A 16603-nucleotide genomic window follows, 5' to 3' on the forward strand; every position below is an offset into this window, starting at 1 on the left:
TTATACCATTACTAGACGTTTTTCTTCAGGAAACCTAACAGAACGGCGCCCGCTGCCGTACCAGCAGCCAGGGAAACCAGGTACATGGGCCAGTTCTGTACAACCCCCAGAACGAAAATGCCGCCGTGGGGTGCAGGCAGGGTGCAGCCAAAGAACATGGACAGGGCACCTGCCAGGGCTGCTCCGATGGCGCAGGCAGGAATTACCCGCACCGGGTCTTCGGCAGCAAAGGGAATGGCCCCTTCGGTAATGAAGGAAAGTCCCATGATAAAGTTCGACACAGCACCGCTCCGTTCCTTCTCTGTAAATTTCTTAGGGAACAGCAGGCAGGCCACGGCAATGGCCAAAGGAGGCACCATGCCCCCTACCATGACGGAAGCCATAAAGGGAGAAGACACAGCCGCGCCGTTGGCACCCGCCAGGGAAGCCGTACCAAAAACGTAGGCCGCCTTGTTCAGGGGACCGCCAAAGTCGATGGACATCATGCCGCCCAGAATCAGCCCCATAAGAATCTTGCTGGAGCCGCTCATGGCGCTTAGGGTACCGTTGACCCAGGTGTTTACCAGACCCATGACAGGATTGATGGCCAGCACCATAAGACCGCCCATGATAATCAGGCCCAGCACCGGGTACAGCAGAATGGGTTTGATATTTTCCAGGGATTCCGGCAGGAAACCCTGGCATTTTTTCAGGGCCAGAATCAGATAGCCGGCCACGAAACCGCCAGCCAGGGCGCCAAAGAAGCCGCTGCCCCCGGTAGAAGCCATGGCGCCAGCCACAAAGCCTACCAAAAGGCCGGGACGGTCAGCAATACTGGCGGCAATGAAACCGGCCAGCATGGGCATCATAAAGCTGAAGGCCAGGCCGCCCACTTGCTTGAAGAAGGCTGCCAGGGGCGTGCTGCTGCCGAATTGGGCCGTACCTGCGGCGCCCATATCAAACAAGAAAGCCAGGGCAATCAAGATGCCGCCGCCAATGACGAAGGGCAGCATATGGGAAACACCGTTCATCAGGTGCTTGTACACCCGTCTGGCGCCGCTTTCTTCCTGGGTGCCTTCGGCCTCGGGACCGCCGGTCTCCCCTTCAAAAACAGGGGCAGTGCCGGACAGGGCCCGGTCCAACAGCTCGTCAGCCTTGTTGATGCCGTCGGCTACTTTCACGATGACCACCCGTTTGCCCTTGAAGCGGTTCATGGGCACGTATTTGTCCGCTGCTACGATGATGCCCTGGGCAGCGGCAATTTCCTCGGCGGTCAGGGCGTGCTTGACGCCGCTTTGGCCGTTGGTTTCTACTTTAATGGAAATGCCCCGTTTTTTGGCGTGCTGTTCCAGGCTTTCGGCAGCCATGTAGGTATGGGCAATGCCGGTGGGACAGGCAGTCACTGCCAGAATCTGGAGTGCCGGGGTTTCTGGGGCTGGGCTTTCGTCTGGAGCAGCTTCAGGACTGGCAGCAGGGGCTTCCGGCTCTGCCTTTTCTTCCGGGAATTTCTCAGCTTCTGCCTTGGCAATCAGGGCGTAGAGCGCGTCCACATCCTGCACTGCCAGCAGGGCGTCAATAAAATCCGGGTCCATTAAAAGGGTGGACAGCCGGCTCAGCACTTCCAGATGCACATTGTCTTCGGTATCCGGAGCAGCAATCAGGAAAAACAGTTTGGCCGGCTGGCCGTCCAGAGAGTCAAATTCCACTCCGTCCAGACAGCGCAGGAAGGCCAGGCCGGGCCGGGTCACTGCCGGGGTCTTGGCATGGGGAATGGCTACCCCTTCCCCTACGCCGGTGCTTCCTTCTTCTTCCCGGGCGAACACCTTGCGGGTGTATTCGGCAGGGTCGGCAATATTTCCCTGTTTCACCATTAGGGCGATCACTTGTTCCAATACGTCTTTTTTGGAAGCGGCGCTTCCGTTTAATTCTACACTTTCCCGTTTCAGTAAATCAGTAATTTGCATGCTGGTTTCCTTTCGTTACTGCAATTCCTGCATCAGTTGTTCAATGGCGTCGCCTGTGGCAAGGCCCATGGCAAAAGCCGTAGCCGAGCCTGCACAAATCCCCAGGCGCAGGGCATAGGTGTAATCTTGGGTCTTCTGGTAGCCAGCCAAAAAACCAGCTACCATGCTGTCCCCGGCCCCCACGGTGTTTACGGGAGTGCCGGCGGGAGCGGCGCTGGTATGCACCACGCCCTGTGCATCCACCAGGAGGGCACCGCCAGCTCCCAGGGAAATCAAAACGTTTCTGGCTCCCAGCCGCTGGAGTTCCAGGGCCGCGTCAACCAAGTCCTGCCGGGTTGGCAGGGGCCGCTGGAGCAGTTCTTCCAGTTCTTCCCGGTTGGGCTTAATCAGGAAGGGACCGGCGGGCAGGGCTGCTTTCAGCAGCTCACCTGTGGCGTCCACTACGCAGGGGACCTGCTTTGCCGCCATTTTGGCAGTCAGGTCCCAGTACAGGGTATCGGCCCCGCCGCTGGGCTTGGCCCCGGAAAGCACCAGCATATCCTCTGGGGTCAGTTGGTCCAGCTGGGCTTCCAACCGGGACAGATCCTCTGGGGACACCTGGGGCCCCTGGCCGTTGATGGCCGTTTCCTTGCTGCCCCGCACCTTGACGTTTATCCGGGAAAAGCCGCTGCTTACCGGCAGCAGCTCTGCGGGAATGCCGTACTGTGCCAAAAGGCGTTCAATCTCGTCCCCGGTAAAGCCGGCCTTAAAGCCCAGGGCTTTGGTAGAAACTCCCAGGTGGGTAAGAATAATGGACACGTTGATGCCCTTGCCCCCGGGGAAAATTTCCTCGGCCTGGGTCCGGTTGATGTTCCCCACCTGAAACTGGGGCACGGTCACCACATAATCCAGGCTGGGATTAAAGGTTACGGTATAAATCATAAAAGTTCCTCGCGTTCTTATAAATCGGTGAAATTAATTACGGAAATCCCCTGGCTTTTCACCAGGTCCAGGTTTTGGGGCGCTGTTACTGCGGTCAGTTCGGCTTCAAAATCGTGGTCCCACTGGATAGCTGGCTGGAGCACTGCGTTGTCCGTGCCCGGGTGCAGCATCACTTCCGTGGTGCCTTCCTGAAGCTGCAGCAGAATGGTCCGGAAATTGCTCAGGTCCACCGCCTCCCCGGCCACAATGCCGCCAAAGTAATCGGGGGTAAGAAAGCCCCTGGCCTTGGCCTTGGACCGGGCCCGCTCTGCCAGCAGATGAAGGCCCATACGGCCCACCTGCTCACCCAGGTTGCTTTTCCGGGTGGCCAGCAGGGACACAGGAATGGCGGGAATCCGCACCCGTTTTACCCCGCAGCCTTCGCAGAGGCTCAGGATAATGTCGATGATTCCCGGCAGCACGTGCATATGCTGGTGGCTGTCAGCGTGGGTGGGACGCAGGCCGGTGGCCAAAAAAGCTTCCAGCTGGGCCTTGCATTCTTTTTTCACGTCACTTCTGCGGACCTTGCCGCTGAGATACTGCTTCACAAACTCCTTGTGGCTGGGGAAGAATTCACCGGTCTTGGGGTCAATCAGGGACGGAATCTCCCTAATTGGCAGCACCGGTTTGCCGTTTACCAGGGTGAAATGGATGCCCAGTCCCAGTTCCGGGTGGGTTTTGGCAATATCCACCGCTTCCTGGAAGGCTTCCCCGGTAACCATTACCGTGGCAGAACGGATAAGCCCCTGCTCCACCCCTTGGCGCACCGCCGCATTAATATAGGAATGCCGGCCAAAATCGTCGGCATTAACAATCAACTTTTTGGTCATAATCTAAGCCTGCCCTTATTTGAATACTTGATATTCTATTGTATCGTAAAATGAGGAGCTTGTCACTTATGAAACGAAAAGCCGATGCAGGCTTTCCAGCAAATTGGTCAATTTTGTTAGTAGCTTGACAGGAACGTGCTTGTTTTGTAATATTTCTATTAATAGAAGAAGACTGGACCCTGATGAGGACCTGTTGACCAGCAGCTTGTTGGGGAGTACTCTCTTCTTCATGGCCAGAAGGGCGCAGGGCTTGCTGCGTTCTTTTTTTGTGGGAAAATAGGCACCTGGCTGGGACGGTACCGAAAGGCTGGTCAGGCAAAAGTGTTGCAGCTGGCCATTCGTTTCTTAGTAAAAGCTCCCCTAACAGCAGTTTTTCTCCGTTGTTCCTGGTTTCCCTACAACCGCAGCCAATTTAGCAGAAATCTGTGCTATAATGATTCCATATCAGTACTCTGGGATAGGAGCACTGAGAAAACGCACCAAGGAGCGCTACGCATGATCAACGAATACAAAACCCGTTCCCGGGTCTTTATAGGGGTGCTGGGGGCTTTGTCCTCCCTGCTTATGGCTTTCGAGTTTCCGCTGCCCTTTGCCCCGGCGTATATGAAATTTGAGATTTCCGATGTGGCGGCGATTATGGCGGGCTTTTTTCTGCGGCCCGGTGCAGCTGCTCTGACAGCCCTGATCAAGATTCTCATCAAGGTGTTTCTCACCGGCAGCAGTACGGCTTTTGTGGGAGAATGGATGGCCCTGTTCTGCAGCCTGGCCTATGTGCTGCCGGCGTCCTATTTCTACCACCAGTTCCGCACCACCCAAAGTGCCATTCCTGCGCTGCTGTTGGGTACGGGCTTTGCCAGCTTGTTTGCGGTGCTGGCCAACCGGTACGTGGCCCTGCCCCTGTACGTCAAGATGTTTGGGATTTCCCTAGATACCATTGTGAAAATGGGCTCCGCCACCAACCCTTTCGTGCACTCTCTCAATGGGTTTCTGCTGCTGACGGTATTTCCCTTTAACCTGATTAAATACGGAATTGTATCCCTGGTGAGCTTCCTGCTGTTCAAAAAATCCAGCAAAGCCCTGGCGGACCTGATCAACAAAAATCGCTAACGATAAACCTGAATGAAGAAAGGATGCTGAGTATGACTGTGGCTTTGGAACTAAAACCCCTGCCCTACGACCTGACGGTCTGCAAGGTGGCTTCTCCCAAGGAGCTGCCTTTGTCCAGTGATTTTTATTTTGTGGGGAAAACGGACGAGGAACTGTCCCTGGTCTGTCTGACTAAAGATGTACCGGCAGCAGCGGAACCCCGGGATGATGGCTGGAAGGCTTTCCGCATCCAGGGAGTCCTGGATTTTTCCCTGATGGGCATTTTGTCCAAACTGTCCGGAATTCTGGCCGAAAATCACATTGGCATTTTCGCCGTATCCACCTACAATACGGATTATATCCTGGTTAAGAAGGAAAACTTTACGAAGGCCCTGGACGTTTTGGCGGGGGCAGGCTACCTGATTCTGTAGCCAGCCGCCTATGGTCAACAAAAAAGGAAGAACAGCTTGAGGAGTACCTGAAGCCGTTCTTCCTTTTTATTTTTTCAAGGCCAATTCTTAGCCTTTATATTTCCCGCCAAAAACGGGGAATTTGCCGGCAGCGCCGTAATCGTCATAATGGACGTTTTTCAAGGTTTCCATATCGGCGTCACTGATGGTAAAGTCCACCGCGGCATTGCTCTTCATATGGTCGGGGTTTGCCGTCTTGGGCAACACCACCGTACCCAGCTGCAGGTCATAGCGCAGGTAGAGCTGGGGCACGGTTACGTTGTACTTGTGGGAAATTTCCTGCACGGCGCCAATGTTCATGGCTGCTCCGTGGGCAATGGGGGCGTAGGCTTCCACCTGGATGCCCTGGGTCTTGCAGTAGTCCAGGAGGGCTGCCGGGGTATGGCCCACATGGCACAGGACCTGGTCCACCATAGGTTTGGTGCCGCAATGCTTGATAATATTGTCCAGGTCTTCCTGAAGGAAGTTGGACACGCCAATGGCCCGGAGTTTCCCTGCCAGATAAGCATCTTCCAGGGCTTTCCAGACTTCTACGTTTTCTGCAAAATAACGGTTTTCCGACTGGTTTACCACTTTCCAGGGCTGGGGGCTGTGGATAATCATCAAATCCAGGTAGTCCAGACCCATTTTTTCCAGGGTGGCGTCAATGGACGCTTTGGCGCTTTGGTAATCCTTGTGTTCTGCGGCCACCTTGCTGGTCACAAACAGCTTATCCCGGCTAATGCCGCAGGTGCGGATGCCTTCCCCTACCCCGGCTTCATTGCCGTAGGCCTGGGCCGTATCAAACAGGCGGTAGCCGATTTGCGCAGCGGCCCGGACGGCGTCTGCTGCGTCTTTGTCTTCAATAAACCAGGTACCCAAACCAAATACGGGAATGTGTACCCCATTGGCTAGCTGTAAGGTTTCGTCAAAAATCATCGTAATTCCTTCTTTCTATAAGTTCCGGCCGAAGTCATACAGCTTCTGCCGCATTTTCTCAGTTTTGTTCTGGCTGCCGGCGGCGGTAAAAATGCCCCGGTTCCGACACCCCAGATAGTCGATAAATACGTTTTTGTACCAGGTTTCTACCGCAGCGTACACCCCGGGAGAACCGGAGCTAAGAAGCAGTGCGCTGTCCCGGATGGTACGGGGCATACCGGTGGCGTGCATCCGCTGGATGGCTGCCAGCAGCTGGGCCGAAGCCTCAAAAAAATAGATGGGACTGGCCAGCACCAGCAGCTCCGCCTGCCCTAGGGCTGCGATAACCTGGGGGTGGTCGTCCTTTTGGATGCACTTGCCCTGGCCCCTGCCGTGGCAGTACTCACAGCCCAAGCACCCGGCAATTTTCATAGAGGCCACCGGCAGCACGGTCACGGTATGACCGGCTTCTTGGGCTCCTTCTCTAAAGGCGTCCACCAGGAAGGCGGTATTGCCGTGGGGCCGGGGACTGCCGTTAAGCACCACGATATTCACTTGGCATAGACCTCCTTGGCATAGCGGAAGGCGGCCCAGGCTTTGGGCCACCCAGCGTAGAAAGCAGCCTGGGTGAGGATTTCCGCCATTTCTTCTTTGGTTACGCCGTTTTCCCTGGCTTTGGCAATATGGAATTTCAGGGAGCTGTCCAGCACACCGCTGGCCATAAGCGCCGTTACCGTAACAATGCTCCGGGTCTTCAGGGGCAGTTCTTTTTCCCGGGCCCAAACTTCCCCAAACAGAACGTCATCATTCAAATGGGCGAACTCCGGTGCAAAGTCTCCCAATTGATCTTTGCCTGCAGTGACTTTTGCCATGATTGCTTCCTCCTATTTCAACTTGTTATAGTCTTCAGCGGCTACGGGTTCCAGCCACTCGGTGGAACTGTTTTCGCCGGGAACGCCAATGGACAGGTGCTGGAACCATTCATTTTGGGCAGCGCCGTGCCAGTGTTTCACTCCTTCGGGGATATTCACCACATCGCCGGGCTTCAGTTCCCGGGCAGGTTTGCCCCATTCCTGGTACCAGCCCCGGCCGGCGGTGACAATGAGAATCTGGCCGCCGCCCTTGGACGCATGGTGAATATGCCAGTTGTTCCGGCAGCCCGGTTCAAAGGTTACGTTGGAAATATGCACCTGCTCCTTGGAAATGGGATACAGGTAGCTTTGTCCTACAAAATATTTGGCATAGGCATCATTGGTCTTGCCAATAGGAAATACGCTGAGTTCTTTCATGATTATTCCTCCACCCTTTCAAATTTGATTTTGGTATCGCCCAGGTTTTTGAAAAACGTTACGTCATCAGCAATGTGCCCGATGGGCTGCTGTTCAAAGATTTCCCCATTCTGGGCATAGAGAATCACCAGGCTGCCCCGGGGCGGCCAATAGGAAATATCGCCAATTTTGTAGCCGGTATACTTGGCTTCTTTGGCAGGCAGGCTGCCCTTGCCCATCCGGAAGCACATTTCCCGTTCATATAAATTCTGCATGGAATAGGTCTGGGGCAATTTGTTCCACAGCGCCCGGACAGCTTCGTTTTCCTGCAATTTGGCAACGAGAACGTGTTTCCCTGCCGTTATTTTGATTTTGCGTTCTTTTTCGGTCATGCTGCATCCCGCTTTCTTGAGGATTTGCCAGAAAGAAAGGAGCCTGACAGGCTTCCTTTTCCTTACAAGTACACTATAATCCTTTTGCAGGCGTATGTAAAAGGCCTATATTTTATAAAGCGTTATACAATTTATGCATGGAAGTTTCAGCGGACTCCCTGCCAAAAACGCCATTTTTCAGCGCAAAAAAGCCAGGCAAAAGGAGGCTTCCTTCTGTCTGGCTCTGCTGCGGTTCCAGCCGTATTTTTTCTGCTGTCTTAGCGTCTGGCCTTACCGGTAAGCTGCTCTACCTGCATCTCATAGACCCGGGTTCTGTCTTTAGCGGCCTGGGTATATTTTTGGCGCCCTTTTCCAGAAATTGGGGTGCGTACTTGGTGCCAAACTTCAAAAGGCCCTGAACCTTTTCTTCCCCGGTGAGTTCCCGCAGGGTACCAAAACAAATGGCGGAAATATACCGGGTGCTGAATTGCTCCGGCAGAGGCTCGGTAGGGCCTACGACCGTAAAGCAGGCCTTGGAGCAATAGGCCAGGTTGTCGATTTTATGCCCTTCCACAGCACAATGGAAGGTGATCAGGCCGGGATCCTCGTACACAAAGGAAATGGGCACGCCGTAGGGATACCCGTCCCTGCCCATGGTGGACAGGACGCCATACTGCTGTTGTTTCAACAAAGCAATGGCTTCCTCGTTGGGAATCTGCCGATCTTTCCGTCGCATTTCGTACATAAGTTTTACTCTCCTTAAACTTTCTTTCTAATATATAGTAATCCTACTGTCTTAGTATTATACTCCTTGCGAATTTCCTGACAAGGGGTCCTGGGAATTATTTCAGGGCTCCTTCCAGCTTCAGCAAAGCCGTTTTCCGTTCAAGGCCCCCGGCGTAGCCGGTCAGGCTTCCGTCCGTGCCAATAACCCGGTGGCAGGGCACTACCAGGGAAATGGGATTGCTGCCCACGGCACCCCCGATGGCCCGGGCGGCTTTGGGTTTCCCCAAGGCTTTGGCCAGTTGACCATAGGTAACGGTGCTGCCGTAAGGAATTTGCAGAAGCTGCTCCCAGACTTTTTTCTGAAACGCCGTGCCTATAAATTCCAGAGCCGGTGTTGTTTTTGGCTGCTTGCCGGCAAAATACGTATTCAGCCAGGTACAGGTTTCCTGCAGCACGGGCACCAGTTTTTCCTCCCGGTTTTCTGCCAAAGTACTGCCAAAAGCCTTTTGGCCGCTGAACCACAGGCCCACCAGTTTGTCCCCATTGGCGGCCAGCACCACTTCCCCCAGGGGAGAGGAATAGTTCCAGGTATATTGCATTATTTCTTCGCCTCTTTCTTTTTCTTGGGTGCCGGATCGGTCAGCCCCGGAATGGCGCCCCCGGCCACTTCCCAAAAGTACAGGCTGGCTACGGAGCCGTAGGGGGACAAACGCCTTTGAATCCGGGCAAACTGCTTCTTATCGATGCGGCGGTGGCGGTAGACCATGCGCAGCCCCCGCTGGATGCCCAGGTCGTCAAAGCTCAGCACATTGGGCCGCAGCAGGGTAAAAAGCAGCAGCATTTCCGCGGTCCACCGGCCAATACCCTTCAGGGAGCTAAGCCGTGCAATGACTTCTTCGTCGGGAAGCTCCGTCAAGGCTTCCAGGTCAAATTCTCCGCTGAGCACCTTTTGAGTAAATTCCAAAATGTAGGTGGCTTTCCGGGAGGAGACCCCCTGGGCCTGGAGGTTCTCCTGCCCCAGGGCCGCCACGTTTTCCGGGGTGACAGTACCAGCGGCTGCCGAGAGCCGGCCCCAAATGGCAGCCTGGGCCTTGCCGGAAATCTGCTGCCCCACAATGTGATGGACCACAGCGCTGTACAAGCCGGGCATCACTTCCCATTCCAAATGGCCCAGCTGGTCGATGACCGCCCCCAGTTTCTTGTCCTTGCTTTTCAGATAGCTGATTTCTTTTTCGCCGTAAGGATATAACATGGCCATCCCTCCCGTTTCTCTATGCTTTTATTCTAGCATAAAGCCCTGAAAAACATAGCTTGGAATCAGGGAAAAATAAGAGGAAATTGCCAAAAAATATCCCCACTGCCAGGCCGAAGCCTTACAATGGGGATATTGTCATTTTTCCCAGTGTTCAGGTGGGTATTCTTTTGCACAGTTGGTAAAAATTTACCCAGCTGCTATGGAGTCCCTCTCCGCTTTGCCGTTCTCAGCCGTTATAGAAAGCGGTAAGCAATGCGTTGATGGCATCCTGGTCATCAGCGCCCATGGTTTCTCTGGCAGAATGCATAGCCAACAGAGCCACGCCGATATCCATGGTGCGGATGGGGGTCAGGGCAGAGGCCATGGAGCCCAAGGTGGAGCCGCCCTTCACATCACTGCGGTTCACAAACAGCTGGCAGGGAATGTGGTTGGCTTCGCACAGGCCCTTTACAATAGCAACAGCTTCAGCGTCACCGGCGTAGGACTGGGAGCAGGCTTGTTTCAGTACCAGACCGCCGTTCAGCACAGGTTTGTTAGTGATGTCGCATTTGTCCACATGGTTGGGATGCAGGGCATGGGCCACGTCCACGGACAGCATAAAGCCGGAAGCCAGGTCCTCGAACAGGTCTTCCTCATTAAAGCCCAAAGCCTTGTACACCCGGCGCAGCAGGTGGTCCAGTACCAGGGAATCGGCACCCTGTTTGGTCTTGGAACCAACTTCTTCGTTGTCAAACAGGGCAGCCACCCGGATGCCGCTGCCTTCGTTGTTGATGATGCCGGTCAGGCAGGCGAAGCAGGAGGTCAGGTTGTCCAGGCGGGCGGAAGAGATGAACTCGTCCTTCAAGCCGAAGGTGCAGCCTTGTTCAAAGGGATAGGTGGACAGTTCGAAGCTCAGAATGTCTTCGGCTTTGCAGCCCAGTTCCCCGGCCAGGAAGTTCACGAAGAAATGGGGATCCTTTTCGTCCTGACCCAGCATGGTAGCCAGGGGCAGCACGTCCTTTTGCTTATTCCATTTGTAGCCGTCGTTGACTTCCCGGTTCATATGGATGGCCAGGTTGGCCATGGTGAGCAGCGGCCGTTTGAAGTCCACCAGGTGTACCTTGGGAGCAAAGGGTTTGTCCGTACGGGTCACAATCTTGCCGGCCAAGCCCAGAGGACGATCCAGCCAGGTGCTGACAATCATGCCGCCGTAGCCTTCTACGTTCAGGGTCCCGTAGCCGTTGGTGTTGATTTCCGCAGCCGGTTTCAGCCGGAAGCAGGGGAAGTCCGTATGGGCAGCCGCCATCTTCAGGCCCCGTTCCCCGGCTTTGCCGGTACGAAAGGCAATGAGGGCGGAATCAAAAATCTTTACGTAATACTTGCCGTCATCGGCCAGTTTCCAGTCTTCAGTCAGGGACAGGCCTTCAAAGCCGTTGTCCTGCAGCAGCTTTTCGCTGGTTTGTACCGTATGATAAGGGGACGTGCTGGTTTGGATGAAGTCAAGCAGAGCTTTTGTACTTTGTTTCATGGGAATTCCTCCTTGAATTGGCTCGAAATAATAACTATTCCGAAATGTTGTACAAACTGAACAAATATATTATAAAATAGTTCGGCAAAGTATTCAAGAAGATTGAAAAATATGATAAGATATTATCAACCGTATTATATTTTACAAAGGAGGCAATTCAATTGGACAACAAAAATGAATCCAGCAACACATCGAACAAGTACCTATCTTGGAAATCCCTAGCGCTGATGACCTTCACAGCCGTATGAGGCTTCGGCAACGTGGTGAACGGCTACGCAAACCAGGGCTTAAAGGCTGTGGTATCGTGGATCCTGATGTTCACCCTGTACTTTGTTCCCTACGCTTTGATGGTAGGCGAAATGGGGTCTACCTTCAAGGAAAGCAAAGGCGGCGTTTCTTCCTGGATCCGTTCCACCACCACGACCAAGCTGGCCTACTTCGCAGGCTGGACCTACTGGATCGTACACATGCCTTATCTGGCACAGAAACCTCAGAACATCATCATCGCCTGCGGCTGGGCAACCTTAGGCAACGGCACGCTCACCAAAATGATTGCGCCCCTGCCTCTGCAGCTGACCGCTCTTGTTATTTTCTTCTTCTTCCTGTGGTATGCATCTCGGGGCATTGGAGCCTTAAAGCGCATCGGCGCTTTGGCCGGTTCCTCCATGTTCGTCATGTCCCTGCTGTATATCGTCCTTGCCCTGGCCGCACCGCATCTGACCACCGCCAAGACCTTTACCTACAGCCTGGATTGGAATACCCTGATGCCCACCTTCGACTTTGACTACATGACCACCCTGGCCATTCTGGTCTTTGCCGTAGGCGGCTGCGAAAAGTTGTCTCCTTATGTAAACAACCTGGAAAAACCTTCTTCTGAATTCCCCAAGGCCATGATTTTCATGGCTGCCATGGTAGCTATCACTGCACTCCTGGGAACCTTTGCCATGGGCCTGATGTTCGACCCCAACAACATTCCCAAGGACCTGATGATGAACGGTGCTTACTACAGCTTCCTGAAGCTGGGTGAATACTATGGTGTGGGCAGAACCTTCCTGGTTATCTATGCTATCTGCAACGTGCTGGGCCAGTCCGCCACCCTGGCCATCTCCATCGATGCGCCCATCAAGATTCTGCTGGGCGACGTAGATCCGCAGTTCGTTCCCAAATCTTTCACCAAAATCAATGCCAACGGCGTGCCTGTAACCGGCTACAAACTGACTGCCGTACTGGTCAGCATTCTGCTGATTGTTCCGGCTCTGGGCATCGGCGATATGACCACCCTGTACAACTGGCTGATCCGTCTGAACGCTGTGTGCATGCCCCTGCGGTATCTGTGGGTATTTGTTGCCTACATCATGCTGAAGAAACACTCCGACAAATTTGCCGCTACCTACCAATTTGTAAAGAGCAAAGGCGTAGGTATGGTATTCGGCGGCTGGTGCTTCTTCTTCACCGCTTACGCCTGCATCATGGGGATGTTCCCCCGCGGCGTCCAAAGCGGTACCAGCGGCTGGTACTTCCAGTTTGCCATGAACATCATCACCCCTGTGGTGCTGCTGGGCATCGGCCTGATTTTGCCTGAACTGGCTAAAAAAGAACGGGAACAGGGCAAATAAGCCTTCCCATGAGTTCTCGTTCCTAAAAAAATACCGTCCATTGCGCGTCCAATCGCAGTGGGCGGTATTTTTTATGGCTTTCCAACCAACGGGCCGGGCCTGGGCCAGAAGAGTAAGGCAGTTCAGCCAACTGGCGGCAAGTATGTGAGAAGAAACGACTCCCCCAGCCCGTCAGGACTGAGGGAGTTTTTTCGCAAAGCGTCAATTCAAATGGATTTTCCGTTTGTCGTTCATAACGGCAGACAGCCGGTGGGAAATGGACAGAACGGTTCTGCCTTCAGCGGCAGCTTCCAGGGCTTCCAGGATATTCTGCTCGGTTTCGCTGTCCAAGTTGGCGGTGATTTCGTCCAGCAGCAAGAGCCTGGGAGACGTAACCACAGCCCGGGCAATGGACAGCAGCTGGAGCTGACCTCGGGAGAAAAGACCGCTGGACATAGGTGTATCCAGCTGCTCCGGCAGGGCCCGAACCACCGCTTCCAGCCGGGAAAGGCGCAGGGCAGCCCAGATTTCCTCATCTGTAATGGCTGGGTCAAACAGGGCAATCTGGTCTCTCAGGTTTCCCTGTATAGCCTGGAAATCCTGCTCCACACAGCCGTACACTCGGCGTTTGGCCGCATCCGGAATAGCCTGGGGATTTTCCCCAAAAAGCCGGATGGCGCCGCCCTGGGGTTGGTACAGACCCAGCAGCAGCTTAAAAATGGTGCTTTTCCCGGCGCCGCTGCGGCCCAGGATGAATACGTGTTCCCCAGGAGCAATGGTAAAGGACAGCTGTTTTAAAATGGGCAAACTGGGGTCGTAGCCAAAGGTCACCTGGTCAAACACCACGGCAGGGGCGTTCTCCTCTGGTTTTTCCGCCTCCGGCACCACCCGGTCGGGCACGTTTAAAAAGTCGCTGATATGCCGTATACCTGCAATGGCGGTCTGGATATTCTGGAGCTCCATGCCGATGTTCTCAATCGGCGCAAAGAGCTTGCCCACGTAGGAAATCACGGCTACCGCAGACCCTACGCTGAGGCCAAACAGTCCCTGCAGCTCCAGCCCGGACACGGCGGCAACCATCATGACTGCCACCACGGCAGCCTGGACGATTTGGATAATGGGAGAATAAATTCCATCGTAGAAATTGGAACGGTTTACGGCGTTATAGCTGTCGCTGATGTAAGCGTCGTAGCGGGATTCCATGTACTTTTCCTTCCCCAGCACGTGGATCATGCGGATGTTCCGGATGGTTTCCGGTACGTGGTTGCTGACCCGGCCGATGGCCTGCCGGTTGTCCCGCTGGGCCACCAGGGTTGCCCGCTGAAAATGCCTGGTCAGAAGGAACAGGAAGGGCGTAAGAATCACCAGCAGGATTGCCAGGCCCGGACATTCGGTAAAGATGATGCCCAGGATGCCGATGAGCTTAAAGCTGTCGGCCAGCATCCCCACAATGCCATCGGAATACAGGGTATCAATGGTGTCGGCATCGTTGACGAAAACACTGGTAATCTGACCGGCAGGGTGTTTGGTAAAGTAGTCGGCGGGCAGCCGGTCCAGCTTGGCGCACAGCACGGAACGGATGCCGTGGGTAATTTTCTGGCCGAAGATGGTAATGGCGCTGTTCTGAGCCGTTTCAAACAGGTCGGAAACAATTACCAGCAGCAAATAGCCGGCGGACAGGCGGAAAGAAATCCCCTTCCCCGCCGTCAGTTCGTTGATTACCCGTTTCAGCACCAGGGGCGGCAGCAGGCTGGTTACTACGGAAGCCACTATCAGGGCTACCAGCAACAGTACGGCCCCAGGATGGGTCTTTAAGGAAGTTTTTACGGAAGCAATCACGGGAGCGTAGGTGCTTTGCTTATTTTGCATCTAAATCCACCCCCTCTGCCTGTTTCTGGTACAGCTCCGCATACTCCGGCTGGGAATCCAGCAGCTCCTGATGGGTGCCGAAGGTGCCGGTGCCATCATGAAGAAACAGTACGTGGTCAAACTCCGGAAAATGGAGCAGCCGATGGGAAATCAGCAGGATAACTGCCTCCGGGCACAGGGTCCGAAGATTGTTCAAAATGCGGCTTTCCCCCTTGGGGTCCACGGCAGAAAAGGGGTCGTCCAGCACCAGCAGGGGCCTGGCATGGGCCAGGGTCCGGGCCAGGGCGATTCTTGCCTGCTGGCCGCCAGAAAGCTGGGTGCCGCTGCTGCCGGCCAGGGAATTTTCCTTATCCGGCAGGGCGGCCACTTCCTGGTCCAGGCACACGGCCCGCAGATAGGACCAAACGTCGATTGGGTCGCCCAACGTGATGTTTTCCGCAATGGAAGCGGTCATCAGCTCCGGTTCGTGGCCCATATAGGAAATCAGGGCCTTCCGTTTCTCCGGGGACAGGGCGCGAAAATCCGTGCCGTTTAAGGTAATAGTCCCCACCCAGGGCACCTCCCCAATAAAGATTTTCCCCAGCATACTCTTGCCGCAGGCCACCCTGCCGGTAATACCCACAATATCCCCGGGCTGGGCAGTAAGACAAATCTGGCGCAGTACGGGAGAAGACTCATCGTACTGGCAGCTGACCTGGTCCAGTACCAGGGTTACCGGCCGGGCTTTTTCCAGCTTGCTGCTTTCCCGCTCTGTTACCTGAAGCTGGAGCAGCGGCTTTAACCGTACCCAGGAAACCTGGGCTTTCTGCACGGCGTTAAACAGCTTGGCCGCATGGCTGGTTTTTACCGCCAGTTTAGTAAAGCAGGCCACATAGGTGGTAAAGCCGGCAATGTCCCACTGGACCCAGCCCGTTCCCAACACGTTTCGGGAACCGAAATAGAAGATGATCAGCATCCCGCACATGGCAATGGCATCGTAGATGGGCATCATACTGCCTTCAAAAATATTGGCCCGGGCGCTGGCCCGTTCATAGGCCGCCAACTGGGCCTCGTAACCCGTATCCCGATTCTTTTCCCGGCCAGTAATCCGGTAGGTCAGGGCATGGCTCACCCGGTCCATGGTCAGTTGGTTCAGCTGGGCTTCGCAGGCCTTGTAGGCACTGTTGGTTTCGCTGACAATTTTCTTCAGCCAATTGGCCATGGCGTAAGCAACGGGAATCACCAGGCAGGCCAGAAGCGTCAGCCGCCAGTCGTAACCCAGCAGCAGGGCCAGATACACCACCATCACCACTCCGGTATCAAAAACTTCAGTGGTAAATTTCCGCATGCCCTCGGAACAGGCGTCCACATCGGACACGGCCTTGGTCATCAGATTCCCCAAATTCTCCCGGCGCAGCTCCTTGCTGTCCATATGCACCAGGCTGTGGTACAGGGTGTGGCGCATGAGCCAACCAATCTGGGCGGAAAAAATCCGGACGCTGTAGCGCTTCCCTGCCCGCATGACCTGGACCAGCGCCAGCACTGCCACATAGCTGAGTGCCAGTTTCACCATGTCCAGGGGGACAGCCCGGTGCTGGAGAATGTCGTACAGGCACTGGGCCATTTGACCTTCAAAATAGGGTCCCGCCCCCATACCCACGTTATAAAGAATCCCGGTAATGGTCACAATGACCAAAATGGGTGCCTCTGCCTTAAAATAGGAGAGGATTTTGGCCGGCTCTTCCACCCGGCGTTCCTTATGGTTTTTCACGCTGCTCAGCTCCCCTGCCAACTGTTTGTTATCGCTCTAATACAGAGTAGTATACTCCTTTCCCTGCCAAAAGAGG

At 54.7% G+C, this 16603-nt stretch carries 16 protein-coding genes and 1 pseudogene; 3 read left to right on the forward strand and 14 right to left on the reverse strand.

What is annotated here, in order from left to right; genetic code table 11:
- Positions 1–11 precede the first annotated feature (11 nt).
- Genes C7E10_RS01305 through C7E10_RS01315 form a run of 3 tightly spaced genes read right to left on the reverse strand, consistent with a single transcriptional unit; the run spans position 12 to position 3733 of the window.
- Entirely contained in the window at positions 12–1943 is a 1932-nt protein-coding gene (locus C7E10_RS01305) for a PTS fructose transporter subunit IIABC (RefSeq protein ID WP_105325588.1), read from the reverse strand.
- 15 nt (positions 1944–1958) lie between these two features.
- Positions 1959–2864 carry a 1-phosphofructokinase gene (pfkB, locus tag C7E10_RS01310; RefSeq protein WP_105325589.1) on the reverse strand — a complete coding sequence of 302 codons (906 nt, stop codon included), beginning with the start codon at positions 2862–2864 and terminating at the stop codon, positions 1959–1961.
- 17 nt (positions 2865–2881) lie between these two features.
- Positions 2882–3733 carry a ChbG/HpnK family deacetylase gene (locus C7E10_RS01315; protein WP_105325590.1) on the reverse strand — a complete coding sequence of 284 codons (852 nt, stop codon included), beginning with the start codon at positions 3731–3733 and terminating at the stop codon, positions 2882–2884.
- A 495-nt stretch (positions 3734–4228) separates the two neighbouring features.
- Between C7E10_RS01315 and C7E10_RS01320 the strand changes: the two genes are divergently transcribed.
- Together C7E10_RS01320 and C7E10_RS01325 are read left to right on the forward strand one after the other, a co-directional pair.
- Complete coding sequence (locus C7E10_RS01320) at positions 4229–4840, forward strand: ECF transporter S component (RefSeq protein ID WP_105325591.1); 612 nt, start codon at positions 4229–4231, stop codon at positions 4838–4840.
- Positions 4841–4884: 44 nt separating this feature from the next.
- Positions 4885–5250, forward strand: a complete 366-nt coding sequence (locus tag C7E10_RS01325) for an ACT domain-containing protein (protein WP_105325752.1) — start codon at positions 4885–4887, stop codon at positions 5248–5250.
- Between the two features lie 87 nt (positions 5251–5337).
- Here the strand turns inward: C7E10_RS01325 and C7E10_RS01330 are convergent, their stop codons facing one another.
- The 9 genes from C7E10_RS01330 to C7E10_RS01370 form a co-directional block, all read right to left on the reverse strand.
- Entirely contained in the window at positions 5338–6207 is an 870-nt protein-coding gene (locus C7E10_RS01330; protein ID WP_105325592.1) for an aldo/keto reductase, read from the reverse strand.
- A gap of 15 nt (positions 6208–6222) precedes the next feature.
- Entirely contained in the window at positions 6223–6741 is a 519-nt protein-coding gene (locus C7E10_RS01335; protein ID WP_105325593.1) for a flavodoxin family protein, read from the reverse strand.
- Positions 6738–7058: a carboxymuconolactone decarboxylase family protein gene (locus tag C7E10_RS01340; protein WP_105325594.1), complete on the reverse strand. Its 321-nt coding sequence runs from the start codon at positions 7056–7058 to the stop codon at positions 6738–6740. The genes C7E10_RS01335 and C7E10_RS01340 overlap by 4 nt, the downstream gene beginning before the upstream one ends.
- Before the next feature lie 12 nt (positions 7059–7070).
- Complete coding sequence (locus C7E10_RS01345; protein WP_105325595.1) at positions 7071–7475, reverse strand: cupin domain-containing protein; 405 nt, start codon at positions 7473–7475, stop codon at positions 7071–7073.
- 2 nt (positions 7476–7477) lie between these two features.
- Entirely contained in the window at positions 7478–7846 is a 369-nt protein-coding gene (locus C7E10_RS01350; protein ID WP_105325596.1) for a cyclophilin-like fold protein, read from the reverse strand.
- 286 nt (positions 7847–8132) lie between these two features.
- A complete protein-coding gene (locus tag C7E10_RS01355; protein WP_200820173.1) occupies positions 8133–8570 on the reverse strand; it encodes a pyridoxamine 5'-phosphate oxidase family protein in 438 nt (145 codons plus the stop codon).
- 97 nt (positions 8571–8667) lie between these two features.
- A complete protein-coding gene (locus C7E10_RS01360) occupies positions 8668–9150 on the reverse strand; it encodes a methylated-DNA--[protein]-cysteine S-methyltransferase (protein ID WP_105325597.1) in 483 nt (160 codons plus the stop codon).
- Positions 9150–9803: a DNA-3-methyladenine glycosylase family protein gene (locus C7E10_RS01365; RefSeq protein WP_105325598.1), complete on the reverse strand. Its 654-nt coding sequence runs from the start codon at positions 9801–9803 to the stop codon at positions 9150–9152. The genes C7E10_RS01360 and C7E10_RS01365 overlap by 1 nt, the downstream gene beginning before the upstream one ends.
- 229 nt (positions 9804–10032) lie before the next feature.
- On the reverse strand, positions 10033–11313 hold the full coding sequence (locus C7E10_RS01370) for a M18 family aminopeptidase (protein ID WP_105325599.1): 1281 nt from the start codon (positions 11311–11313) through the stop codon (positions 10033–10035).
- Positions 11314–11540: 227 nt separating this feature from the next.
- Between C7E10_RS01370 and C7E10_RS01375 the strand changes: the two are divergent.
- Positions 11541–12929, forward strand: a pseudogene (locus C7E10_RS01375) (amino acid permease).
- Positions 12930–13130: 201 nt separating this feature from the next.
- On the opposite strand, the gene C7E10_RS01380 reads toward C7E10_RS01375, so the two are convergent.
- Both C7E10_RS01380 and C7E10_RS01385 read right to left on the reverse strand, forming a co-directional pair.
- Positions 13131–14777, reverse strand: a complete 1647-nt coding sequence (locus C7E10_RS01380) for an ABC transporter ATP-binding protein (protein WP_105325600.1) — start codon at positions 14775–14777, stop codon at positions 13131–13133.
- A complete protein-coding gene (locus C7E10_RS01385; RefSeq protein ID WP_233547527.1) occupies positions 14767–16527 on the reverse strand; it encodes an ABC transporter ATP-binding protein in 1761 nt (586 codons plus the stop codon). The genes C7E10_RS01380 and C7E10_RS01385 overlap by 11 nt, the downstream gene beginning before the upstream one ends.
- Between the last annotated feature and the right edge of the window lie 76 nt (positions 16528–16603).

Source organism: Acidaminococcus hominis (assembly GCF_900291475.1).
GTDB classification, from domain to species: domain Bacteria; phylum Bacillota; class Negativicutes; order Acidaminococcales; family Acidaminococcaceae; genus Acidaminococcus; species Acidaminococcus hominis.

Coding starts and splice junctions, on each gene's coding strand:
- C7E10_RS01315 (WP_105325590.1), bottom strand. CDS start 3,733: ATGACCAAAAAGTTGATTGTTAATGCCGACGATTTTGGCCGGCATTCC.
- C7E10_RS01345 (WP_105325595.1), bottom strand. CDS start 7,475: ATGAAAGAACTCAGCGTATTTCCTATTGGCAAGACCAATGATGCCTAT.
- C7E10_RS01320 (WP_105325591.1), top strand. CDS start 4,229: ATGATCAACGAATACAAAACCCGTTCCCGGGTCTTTATAGGGGTGCTG.
- pfkB (WP_105325589.1), bottom strand. CDS start 2,864: ATGATTTATACCGTAACCTTTAATCCCAGCCTGGATTATGTGGTGACC.
- C7E10_RS01330 (WP_105325592.1), bottom strand. CDS start 6,207: ATGATTTTTGACGAAACCTTACAGCTAGCCAATGGGGTACACATTCCC.
- C7E10_RS01355 (WP_200820173.1), bottom strand. CDS start 8,570: ATGTACGAAATGCGACGGAAAGATCGGCAGATTCCCAACGAGGAAGCC.
- C7E10_RS01305 (WP_105325588.1), bottom strand. CDS start 1,943: ATGCAAATTACTGATTTACTGAAACGGGAAAGTGTAGAATTAAACGGA.
- C7E10_RS01360 (WP_105325597.1), bottom strand. CDS start 9,150: ATGCAATATACCTGGAACTATTCCTCTCCCCTGGGGGAAGTGGTGCTG.
- C7E10_RS01370 (WP_105325599.1), bottom strand. CDS start 11,313: ATGAAACAAAGTACAAAAGCTCTGCTTGACTTCATCCAAACCAGCACG.
- C7E10_RS01365 (WP_105325598.1), bottom strand. CDS start 9,803: ATGTTATATCCTTACGGCGAAAAAGAAATCAGCTATCTGAAAAGCAAG.
- C7E10_RS01380 (WP_105325600.1), bottom strand. CDS start 14,777: ATGCAAAATAAGCAAAGCACCTACGCTCCCGTGATTGCTTCCGTAAAA.
- C7E10_RS01340 (WP_105325594.1), bottom strand. CDS start 7,058: ATGGCAAAAGTCACTGCAGGCAAAGATCAATTGGGAGACTTTGCACCG.
- C7E10_RS01350 (WP_105325596.1), bottom strand. CDS start 7,846: ATGACCGAAAAAGAACGCAAAATCAAAATAACGGCAGGGAAACACGTT.